Source organism: Desulfurellaceae bacterium (genome assembly GCA_021296095.1).
Lineage (GTDB): Bacteria > Desulfobacterota > Binatia > Bin18 > Bin18 > JAAXHF01.
On record JAGWBB010000083.1, the window covers coordinates 1,093 to 12,381 of the forward strand.

General features: G+C 63.0%; 6 protein-coding genes. 3 read left to right on the forward strand and 3 right to left on the reverse strand.

From position 1 onward, the window contains the following. Window positions 1-105 precede the first annotated feature (105 nt). The 3 genes from J4F42_17585 to J4F42_17595 all read right to left on the reverse strand — a co-directional run bounded on the left by J4F42_17585 (window position 106) and on the right by J4F42_17595 (window position 5,180). Window positions 106-1,902 carry an aldehyde ferredoxin oxidoreductase family protein gene (locus tag J4F42_17585; GenBank protein ID MCE2487330.1) on the reverse strand — a complete coding sequence of 599 codons (1,797 nt, stop codon included), beginning with the start codon at window positions 1,900-1,902 and terminating at the stop codon, window positions 106-108. 84 nt (window positions 1,903-1,986) lie between these two features. After that, entirely contained in the window at window positions 1,987-2,883 is an 897-nt protein-coding gene (locus J4F42_17590; protein MCE2487331.1) for an NTP transferase domain-containing protein, read from the reverse strand. Then, window positions 2,880-5,180, reverse strand: a complete 2,301-nt coding sequence (locus tag J4F42_17595; GenBank protein ID MCE2487332.1) for a hypothetical protein — start codon at window positions 5,178-5,180, stop codon at window positions 2,880-2,882. Before J4F42_17595 ends, J4F42_17590 begins: the two co-directional genes overlap by 4 nt. Window positions 5,181-5,410: 230 nt before the next feature. On the opposite strand from J4F42_17595, the gene J4F42_17600 reads away from it, so the two are divergent. The 3 genes from J4F42_17600 (at window position 5,411) to J4F42_17610 (ending at window position 11,267) form a co-directional block, all read left to right on the forward strand. After that, a complete protein-coding gene (locus J4F42_17600) occupies window positions 5,411-6,388 on the forward strand; it encodes a hypothetical protein (protein MCE2487333.1) in 978 nt (325 codons plus the stop codon). A gap of 48 nt (window positions 6,389-6,436) precedes the next feature. Next, window positions 6,437-8,932: an MMPL family transporter gene (locus J4F42_17605; protein MCE2487334.1), complete on the forward strand. Its 2,496-nt coding sequence runs from the start codon at window positions 6,437-6,439 to the stop codon at window positions 8,930-8,932. A 112-nt stretch (window positions 8,933-9,044) separates the two neighbouring features. After that, a complete protein-coding gene (locus tag J4F42_17610) occupies window positions 9,045-11,267 on the forward strand; it encodes a hypothetical protein (protein ID MCE2487335.1) in 2,223 nt (740 codons plus the stop codon). Window positions 11,268-11,289 lie beyond the last annotated feature (22 nt).

Sequence of the window (11,289 nt, forward strand, 5' to 3'; positions counted from 1 at the left end):
TTCGTGCATGCGTTCCTCCTTGCGAAACACTCGGGAGTAGCCGGCAGCCTAGCAAGCCGGGGGGGGAAAGCATAGACCGGTTTGGTTTGAGAGGCCGGCCCGGGCTCAGGTCAGCCCCAGGGCGTGGAGCTTGTGGGCGGGAATCGTGCCGTCCGGCCGCCAGCTGCGGGCCTGATAATAGCTCTGAATCATGCCGCGCAGCTCGTCCGGGGTCAGCCCCACACCCGCGGCCGCCCCGTCCGGCAGCTTCTCGCTCAGCAGCCGGGGCGGCAGCCAATCGTCCTGCAATTGCCAGCCTTCACGGATGTTGAAGCACTTTTTCAGCGTGTTGATACGCTCTCCAACCCGACGCAGGTCCTGGTCGGACGCCGACCAGCCGGTGACATAATTGAGCAGCGTCGCCGCCTCCGGGTAGAAGTCGCTGAAGCATTTGCGCAGAAACTTGCACACGATCAGCGAGTCCAGGACTGCGGAAAAATCCTCGGCCGCAGCCACCAGCCCACCCCGCTTATCATCAACCCGTAAGCGGTCGACCTGTCCGGAAAAATCCGCCTCATACGCTCCGGACCGGTTATGGCATGCCCCACGCGGACTCACCGCCAATCCCAGGGCCATGGTCTTGAGGCTGCGCGGCTCATAGCCGGGCAGCTCCATACCCTTGACCTGCATGGCCCAGCGCGCGGCTTCCGGCCCCAGCTGTTGGGCGGCGCGCTTTGACCCCTCGGCCAGTAGCTCCCCCAGATCTCGGCGCTCACCAATCGCCGCAATCGTCGCCAACAGGGCCTCAGCCCGGCCAAAGCCCAGGCCGGCCGCCCGGGCCTGGGGAAACACACCCTTCTCGGCACACTCCATGGCCCAGGCAAGTGTGCCGCCGGTACTGATCGTATCCAAACCGTAGTGGTCACACAGGCCGGCCGCTTGCAGCACCACGTCGGGGTCTTCAATGCCACACAGCGGCCCGAGCGCAAAAAGCGTTTCATACTCGAGACGCTGTTCCACGCCGCTCGACGCCGTAAACAAACGCTCGCACCGAATCGTACACGACGCGCAGCCATGAGCCCGGCTGAAGGTATTGGCCAACAGCTGCTCACCGCTCAGGGCCTCGGCCTGGGCAAAGCTGGACTGCCGGAAATTCCGGGTCGGCAGGCTGCCCAGGCGGTTGAAGACCGACAGGTTGGCCACCGTGCCGATCTCCCGATATTTGGCGGTCAGCGGACCGAGGCTGTGGTGGCGCAGGGTCGTAGCCAGCGCCTCAACCCCGGCCGGGTCGGCCACCGCGGTTTTGCGTTGTCCGCGCAGGGCAATCGCCTTGAGATTTTTGGCTCCCATCACGGCTCCCACCCCACCCCGGCCGGCATGCCGGCCCTCATTGCTGATGGTGGCGAAGCGGACGCGATTTTCTCCGGCCGGACCGATCGCGGCCACCCGCGCCTCGGCGGTCTGGAGCGCCTCACGCACCCAGGTCTGCGTCTCCTGGGCACTCTTGCCCCACAGCCCGGCCGCCTCGCGGATCTCGACCTGCTCGTCCCGAATCCAGACCCAGACCGGCGCCTGAGCCTGACCGCTCACGATCAGCGCGTCCACGCCCAGGCGTTTCAACTCCAGGGCAAAAAAGCTCGACGACAGCGAGTCGGCAATCCCTCCGGTCAGCGGCGACTTGGTCACCACCGCCAGCTTGGCCGTGGTGGTCAGCCCGGTGCCGACCAGCGGCGCGCTGACAAAGATCAGCGGATTGTCCGCCTCAAGCGGCTCGACCCCCGGCGGCGCGTAGTCGTACAGCAGGCTCGTGCCAAGCCCGATGCCACCCAGAAAGGCTTGCAGACGCGATTCTTCCAGCGCGTGCCAGCTGGCGGTCCCGCGCGTGAGATCAATATGCACCAGGCGACCGTGAAATCCGTACATACTGCCTTTGTAGGAAATCGACAGCCAAAAAGAAAGAACGGGGCAGGCTTCTTCACTTTGACCTTTGCCTTTTCCCCCTTTTTCTCAGCCACCCGCGTCACTCGACACGATCAGCACGCTATCCCCCTCGCCCACCGGCGTCCGCATGTCCGTGATGAAGGCCTCGCCGTTCACATTACACGCAAAGCCCCGGCCCAGTCGCCGGGCGTCTTGGCTCAGCACCGACCCGCGCAGGGCCGGCAGGCGGTCGGCCAAGGCGGCCAGCACGGAGGCCAGGTCGGCCCCGGACGGGAGGCTCAGCGACACCACACCGGTCTTGGCCCGAAGTCGGGCGACCCCGAACAGCTCAACCGTACACCTCACACGCTGATGCAGGCTCGGCCACAGCTCCAGGGCAGCCTGATAGTCTTCAGGGCTGTTCAGATTGCGAAAGCTGTGGCCCTGGGGATCGAGCCGGCGGATTTCCTGGGGATCGACCCGCCGGGTCCGAACCGTGTCGTACAGCGCAACCGGTCGCAGCTGGCCGCGCGTAAGCTGGGCACGCAGCCGGGGAAGCAGGCTACGTCGGTATACGGCGTGCAGGGGCTGCAAGCGATCCTGCCAGACCGGAACCACAACATCGTAGTCGGTGCTGAGCGACACCAGCCACGCCACCAGCTCCAGATTCAGAAACGGGGCATCGCATGAGGTGACAAAACACACTGACCGGCGGGTGGCCTGCAAGCCGTAATAGATCCCCCCGACCGGGCCCTGGTGGGCGACCGTGTCGTGGACCAGGGTCACCGGCAGCTGCGGCAGATCTTGTCCCGGGGCGGCCACCACCACGATATCCGCAAAGCGGGCGGCCAGGCTGCGGACCGTGTGCGCGATCAGCGGCTCCCCACCAAACGGCAACAGAGCCTTGGTTCGCCCCATGCGGGAGCTTTTGCCCCCGGCCAGAATCAACGCCGAGGCGTCCAGCCGTGGTGTCTGGTTGTTCATGTTGTCGGCTCCGGGGTCTGGGCCGACTCGACCGGACGGCTGAGCGCCCGGAGCGAGAACGGAAGCAGGCTGTTGACTAGGCTCAAGACCAGCAGATACAGGCCCATCTCGGTCTGCAAGCGCAGCGGTGAGAACAGCCATACCAGCGCCGTTCCAAGGCTGACTGTGGCCAGCGCGATCAAGGCATAGCCCAACCCGTCCCAGCCCTCCGAAGCAGGGGCGGCGTCGGCCCGAGTGGCCAGGCTGGCCGGCAGCACGACCGCGCCCATAGCGGCCAGGATAACCGGCAGGGTATGGATATTGAGATCGATATTGGCCGCCCATAGCACGATCAGCATCACCGCCTGCGATAGTATAACAGCCAGGCTGAGCAGGCCGGCCGCGCGCAGACTGCCCAGGCCAAGCAGCCCGCCGCAAAACGCCAAGCCAAGCAGCCCGGCCAACAGATACCAGTAGGCCTGAGCCACCCCGGTATGGATGGCGGCCACCACCCCGAGCAAGCCGCCACCGAAACGGAATTCGACCGGGATACCCGTATTCGGCCCCTCAAAAGACCGGATGCGGGCCAGGCTGCGCTTTACCAACCCTGGAGAATAGTCCCGATAAAAGAGCGTTACCGCCGTGGTCCGGAAGTCGGTCGACAGAAAACGTTCGACCTCGCTTGGCGTGGTTGCCCCGGCCACAATGCGAAAGATGATCTGGCCGGTCGAGCTGATATCGTCGGGCAGCATCGCCCACTTGGGGATGTTTTCGTGGAACATGCGGGTGATCGCCTTCACAAAACCGGGCACGGCCACCGCTCCGCCGAACTGGCGGTCGGCGGCCATATGGAGCCGAAAGGCTTCGAGGACTTGCAGGGCGCCAAGATCGCGAAAACCGGCCTCACCCGGCGTGTGGGCGACCACGATCAGCTGATTGACACCGATGAAATCGCGGTTGAGCAGATCGAAGGCACGGCTGTAGGGATGGGCGGCCGGAAAAAGCCGACTGCCCAGCATCGACCGCCCGGCCTGGAGCTGCAGGGCGGCCAGCAGGCCGAAAAAGCCGAGCGCAATACAGCCCGTACGGATCAGCACCCGGGTCTGGCCGCTGCCGCGCAGGCGCGGCGTCACACGGGCGATCAGCGGCAGCTGTGCGGAACCGAGCAGGCCGGGCCGAAAGCCGGCCGACCAAACCGGCAGGACCAGCCACACCGACACCAGCAGGCCGACCAGCCAGCCCAGACCCAGCAGACCAAAGGTCTGAATGGCGGGAACGTCCGAGCCCCACACCAGCAGCCTCAGCGCCAGCCCGTCTATGATCAGGGCCGAACTGCACGGACGCCACAGCGCGCGGGCCGTGCGGACAACCGCCTCGGGCTGCTCATGGCTCGTCTGCCACTCGCTCGTCACCCGGCCGGTCCAGCCCAGCACCAGACACAGGCCACGGACGGCCAGCGGAAAAAGCATCAGCCAAGCCAGCGGTTCGAGCGAGCGCCCGGTCAGACCCGGCAGGCCGAAGGCGCACGCCGCAGCCAAGCCTGAGACGATCAGCACGCCGCCCAGCGTGTGCACCACCCCTGGCAGGATACCGCACCCCCCGGCCAGCAGGAGCGCAGCCAGGGCGCTGAATACCAGCACCAGCACCACGCGCGGCCCGGCCTCGCCCAACCAGCCGGCCAGGACGATATTGCCGGCAAAGGCGACCTCGGTGTTGGCATCGCGCTCCTGCGCGGCAAAGCGCCGCAGCCGGCTGAACACGTCTCGGGCATTCACCTCGGCGTCCCAAAAGCCGGCCCGGATGAGGGCGGTTTTATTATCCTCCGACACGTAGACGCCGCGGATACCCAGGTTGGTGTACACCGCGTTCTTGATCTGAGCCAGTTCCTGCGGGCTCTGGGGCTGGGTCGGGCTGCGGACGACCGGCAGAATGTTGATCATGCCGTCCCGGATTTTGATGTCGATGAGGCGACTATGGGTGAGCGACACGACCGCGTGCGGATTCACCCCCTTGGTCTCGAGCAGTCCGACCGTCAGGCGATGAATCTTGCCCAGCGTCTCGCTATTGTACAGGTCTCCGTCCCTGACCGAGACGAGCACGACCACGGCATTGGTCATCTGCAACATTTCGGGGAAGTCCTGATACAGACGGATATGGGGGTGCCCGGCGGGGTAATAGTCGGTCATGCTGACGCTCAGACTGAGCTGCCGGGCGGCGGACACTCCGCAGACCAGCACCGCCCCACCCGCCAGGACGGCCATCCACCGCCGGCGCAGCAGCAACCGACACCAGCGCTCTGCCCATCCGTATTCCGACACGCATCCCCTCCTGAAAAAGCGGACCGAGTATAGCACAGGTGCGCTGTCAGGGGCGAGAGAGACCATGCTCTCCCAGCCCTCCAAGACCCGTCAGTCGGAGATTTTGACTCGCCAGTTAAAAATGCAGACCAGCCTGTTGACAATTCTTTCTTGGGTAGTCTAAGAGGGGGCATTCTGGGGGCGCCGCATGGGCTGCCCCTGGGCGTCGCATAAGGGGAGGGATTCAGTCCATGATGAGGAATGCTTTTGCACTCCGACAGCTCCTGGGAGTCGCCTTGGCGGTAGCCCTGCTTGGCGGCTCTCCACGAGCCGTGAGCGCCCAACCGGTCGACCGTATCCGCGACCATATCTATGCCACCTTTCTGCTGAACACCGAAAAGGTCTGGGCGGTCGGCAGCTTTGGCTCCATCTATCACAGCGCCGACGGCGGCCGGCAGTGGCAGAAACAGGACAGCGGCTATATCGATCCCCTGTACGGGGTCAGTTTTGTCAGCGAGCAAGAGGGCTGGATTTCGGGCAAGTCGGGCCTCATCCTCCACACCACCGACGGCGGGAACACCTGGCAGCGCCAGACCACCGGCACAACCCACCATCTGTTCAACCTCACCTTTGTCGACGACCAGCGCGGTATTGCGGTCGGTGACTACGGCATCGTCTTGCAGACCACCGACGGCGGACAGAGCTGGACCGACCGCTCCCTGGGTGAGGATGTGTTTCTGTACGGGGTCAGCATGCATCCCTCGGGCAAAGTCTGGGTCGCCGGCGAAATGGGCGTTATCCTGGTCAGCGAAGACGGCGGAACGACCTGGACCAGGAGAGAAACCGGCTCCGAGAGTTCGCTCTTGGGCGTGGGGTTTGTTGACGAAAACAGGGTGTGCGCCGTCGGCATGGACGGCACAATCGTCCAGAGCAGCGATAGCGGCCAGACTTGGCAGCGCTACGAGAGCCCGGTCCAGACCGCGCTGTACAACCTGGCCCTCAACGGCCAGACCGGCTGGGCGGTCGGCGACGAGGGGGTCGTTCTGCACTCGACCGACGGCGGCCAGAACTGGAAGTTGTTTGAGGCGCCCGAGGAACTGGCCCTGTACTGGATGATGGGTCTGTCGCTCAGCCCGTCCGATTCCAAAGGCATCATTGCCGGCTCAAACGGTCTGGTGCTGCACATCGACGGCAATAGCATCGATTACGGCAGGCGGTTCACCCGCTAAAAAACGGACGCGCGCGTCGATTCCGTTTCGTGCTCCAAGGAGGGTCTTATGCTCCCGCGCAGCTGGATGGAAGCATACATCAATTTTCTCCTCAAATTCCGCTGGTATGTGCTGGCCGCCCTGACGCTGGCCACCCTGTTTCTGGGCTTTCATGCGGCCAAGATGCAGGTCCAGCCCAACTTTTTTGATTTCTACCCGCCGACCCACGAGTACATCCAGCTGTACCAGGAGTACCGGCGGATGTTTGGCACGGCCAACATCCTGAGCGTCGTCATCGAGGCGAAGGAAGGCGATATTTTCAACGTCCACTCGATCAACCAAGTCGATAAAGCGACCCGCTATGTGCTGGAAACCGCAGGCGTCAACCCGTATCAGATCATGTCGCTGACCCACCCCAAGATGCGCAACATTCAGATCAGCGGCGCCGCCATTACCGCCTACCCCATCATGTACCCGGCGCCGCCGAAAACGGCCGACGACGTCAAGCCGATCAAAAAGGCGGTGTATACCAACGAGGGCGTACACCGCTTCTACGTGGCCGAGGATAACACCTCGGCTCTGATCACGGCCGGCTTCTGGGAAGAAGGCATTGACTTCGAGAACCTCTTCAGCCGGATGGAGACCCTCAAGGCCGAGTTGGAGGCCGACGGCCAGCACCGGGTGTACGTCACCGGCTTCCCCATGCTGTACGCCTGGGTGTTCAGCTACAAAAACGCCATCCTGTTCGTCATCGGGCTGACCACGCTCGTCATCCTGGGCATGCTGTGGTTCTACTTCCGGACCTTTACCGGGGTATGGGTGCCGCTGTTTTCGGGCCTGCTGAGTTCGGTCTGGGCTCTGGGCTTTGCCGGCTATTTCGGCTTCAACATCGATCCCCTGGTCCTGGTCGTGCTGGTCCTGATCACCGCCCGGGCGCTGTCCCACTCGGTGCAGTCGATGGAGCGCTACCACGAAGAATACCACCGCCTGCAGGACAAACAGGAAGCCATTCTGTCGTCCTACCTGAGCCTGTTCAGCCCGGCGCTGGTGTCAATCGCCTCGGACGGCCTGGCTATCCTGACCCTGGCCGTGGCCCATATTCCGCTCATCCAGAAACTGGCCTATGTGTCGAGCTTCTGGATCTTCACCATCTCCATCAGCGTCGTCACCCTGCACCCGATCATCCTGTACTTTATTCCCCCTCCGCCCAACGATCCCAAATCGGGCCACCGCTTCTCGGACAAGCTGTACAACACGGTCAACCGCTTCATGGTCAAGATCAGCTACGGCGGCTATCGCTGGGCGGTGATCGGTTCGTTTTCGGTCGCCCTGTTGGGCGGCATGTTCTACGCCCAGTTTCTCAAAATCGGGGACGTGTCCATCGGCAAGGCGCTGCTGTACGACACCCACGAATACAACGTGTCGTACGACAAGGTGAATGACCAGTTTGTGGGCGCCTCACGCCTGATCGTGATTGCCGAAGGCCAGCGCGAGGGTGTGATCAAAGACCCCGAGGCGCTGCTGACCCTGGAAAAATTCCAGCGCTACATGCAGGAACAGGAGATGGTCGGCGGCAGCATCAGCATCACCACCTGGGCGCGGCGGCTGTACCAGCTGTTTCAGCTCGGCATCCCCAAGTGGGCGATCATCCCCAACAACCCGCGCGACGTGGGCAACATCTTCTACCAGTTCCTGAACACGGTCGGCTCAGACGACCTCGACCGCTTTATCGACAAGACCTCGACCAACGCCACGGTCACGATTTATTACAAGGACTACAACCACGCCACGGTCACCGGCTCGATCGCCATGGCCGAGGAGTTCATCTACAACAACCCGGTCGAGGACCTGAATTTCCGGCTGGCCGGCGGCCTGCTGGGGGTGTTGGCGGCCATCAACGACGAGGTCGAGTGGTCGTACAAGTGGAATCTGATCCTGGTCATGGTCACCGTGTTTACCCTCAGCATGCTGACCTACGCCTCGGTGGTTGGCGCCCTGATTGTGATGATTCCCTCGATTGTGGCCCAGCCGCTGTCCGAGGGCCTGATGTACGCCATGGGCATTGACGCCAACATCAACTCGCTGCCGGTCGCCGCAGTCGGCATCGGTATCGGCATCGACTACGGCTACTACGTGCTGTCGCGGATCGTCGAGGAGTACCAGAAGTTCGGCGACCACGACCGGGCCATCGAAGAGGCGCTGATGACGACCGGCCGGGCGATCATGTTCACCGGCACGACGCTGACCGTCAGCGTGATTTTCTGGATCTTTTTTCCCATGAAGTTTCAGTCGGAAATGGCCGTGTTGCTGACCCTGCTGCTGTTCTTCCACGTGGTCGGAGCGCTGGCCTTTATTCCCGGCACGGTCTCCCTGCTCAAGCCGCGCTTTCCGCTGCCCAACAAGGTCATGCTGGTCATTCTGGCCTGTATTGCCATTCCGTCGGCCGTCCTGGTTTACACCAACTACGCCGACCTGCTGAGCCTGGGTATTCTGGCCTTGGTGGTGGCTATCGGCGAGCATATGTGGTCAACGCGCCACAATATCGGTATGGAGCTGCGGGCCTAGGAAAAAACTTGACAAGCCGTTTGCGACGGGTGTATGAGCCTGCGGTAGCAGGGGGATTCTGCTGCTGACTGGGCAGACGGTAGGCTTGCCTAACACTTAAGGAGGGTTTCTCATGAGGGGGTATAGGCAGGGATTGAGGCGGCTGTTGGCCGCGGGGATTGTCCTACTCTTATCGGCCCCAAGCGCCTGGGGCTATTTCTTCGACGAGCGCCGCGAGATGAGCCTGTCCGGCCAGGCTTATACCCGGGCAACCATCCAGACCGGCAAGGGTGACGAGATCGGGACCGGGAAAGGCTTGTGGAAACGCGGCAACGTGGTCCAGCACCGCAACTACCTGACCCTGGAGTGGCGGCATAACCTGAACCGTCTGTCACGTGAGTTTCCGACCATCGGCACCCTGTTCCAGTATGTGAACCTCGACGCCTTTGACTACTACCTCAACGTGCGCGAGGAGTTCGAGGGCATCTGGGAGTACGGCGGCGCGTCGGCCCGCCGGCAACTCGACGGCGGCGGCGGCACCGAGTTCTGGGGCAAGTACTACGGCACGCGGCAGGACGCCGAGGGGAATTACTTCGTCAACAAATACCCCGGTGAACTGACCCGCTACAAGGAATTCGGCTATGTCAGCAGCCAAAACTTTCTGGAGAAGAAGGTTCAGCAGCTGCGCCTGTTCGAGTGGTATTTCAATATCACCAAGGGCCCGATGTTTTTACGCGTTGGACGCCAGAATCTGTCCTGGGGTGAAGCCGACGCCTTCCGGCTGCTCGACCAGATCAATCCGCTCGACAACGGCTTTGGCGGTTTCACCACCCCGCTCGACGAACGGCGCATCCCGCTGTTCATGATCCGGGCGCAGTGGAACTTCGGCCGGGTCGGGCCGATTCAGGACCTGACCCTGGAAGGCTTTGTCGCTCCCGACCATCGGACGGCCGCGATTCCCGCCCTGCACCAGGGCAGCATGTGGAGTGTGCGCACCAACACCTCGCCGGTCAGCGTCCACCGCATGCCGTGCGGCGGACCGATCTACGGCCAGGCCCTCAAGAAGGCCGGCAACCTGGGCTTTATGAGCAACGGCAACCAGTTCAACTGCTCGACCCGTGCCCGAGGCCCGTCGAGCAGCATAGCCGACAGCCGTGGCGGGGGACGGATCATCGGCACGATCCGTGACTTCACCTTCTCGCTGGCCCACTACTACACCTGGTCGGACAGTATCCTGAGCGATGCGACAATCGGCTCCCCAACGCCCGTACACCTGGCCTATGACACGCTGCCGGATGCCTTCACCGCCCTGACCGGGATGGCGGCCACCCCGGAGAACAACCCCTGGGGACCGAACGACCCGTGTAATCGGGGCAACCCGGGGGCCATATTTGCCGGAGTTCCGTGTGCCGTCGAACGGACTCTGCCCGTCCCCATCCACGCCAAGCGGGTGCAGATCACCGGCGCCAGTTTGTCCTTTCCGCTGAACGCCCTGACCAGCATGTTTGTGGACAGCAGCAGCCCGCTGTTCTACCTGTACACCACCATCCGGGCTGAGTTCACCTATACGCGCAACAACCTGTTGCGCGAGCAGTTTGGTGGCGGGAGCAACTCGCTGGCGAACATACAGCGCTTCATGACCCGGCCTCTGCACCACGCGGGCGTGACCAGCCACCTGCTCTACGATCCGCGCTATCTGGCCGACGGACTCTCGGCCAGCGAGGGCAACTGTGACGATCACATGGGCTGGGGTCCCGACGGCATCCGCGGCTGCCGCAGCGGCCACCACTCGAGCCGTGACCAGTGGGCCTTCGTGCTCGGCGTTGACCACATTCAGTGGATTCGGTTCCTGAACAAGAGCAACAGCTTCGTGTTCTCGGGCCAGTACTTCCACCGCCACACCAACAACGTCAAGCGCTACAAAAAAGGCGTTCCAGTCGGACGCGATAACGATTCGCATACCATTGGCGTGACCAAGCGCTCAGCCGCCCCGACCGGAGGAGAAGACTCGGACCGTCTTGGTGGAATCGGCAACCGGACAGCCGAATGTCTCACGCCAACAGGGGACAACACCCCGCCGTGCGATTTCAAGCGACTGGTGCAGCTGCAGTCCACCGCGCAGATGTTCACCCTGGCGATCACGACCAGCTACAACGCCGGAAACGTCCGGCCCCGCTTTGTCGTATTCTACGACATGGCCGGCGCCTACCTGCTGCAGCCGGGCATTGACTGGTGGTTTTGGGATCCGTTCCGGCTCAGCATCCGCTACAACTTCATTGACGGCAAATACACCGGAATCGGCTACTTCAAATTCAAGGACAGCGTCTGGTTCGAGTTGCAGTACCTGCTGTACTGATCGAACCGACAGCTGGCGATAC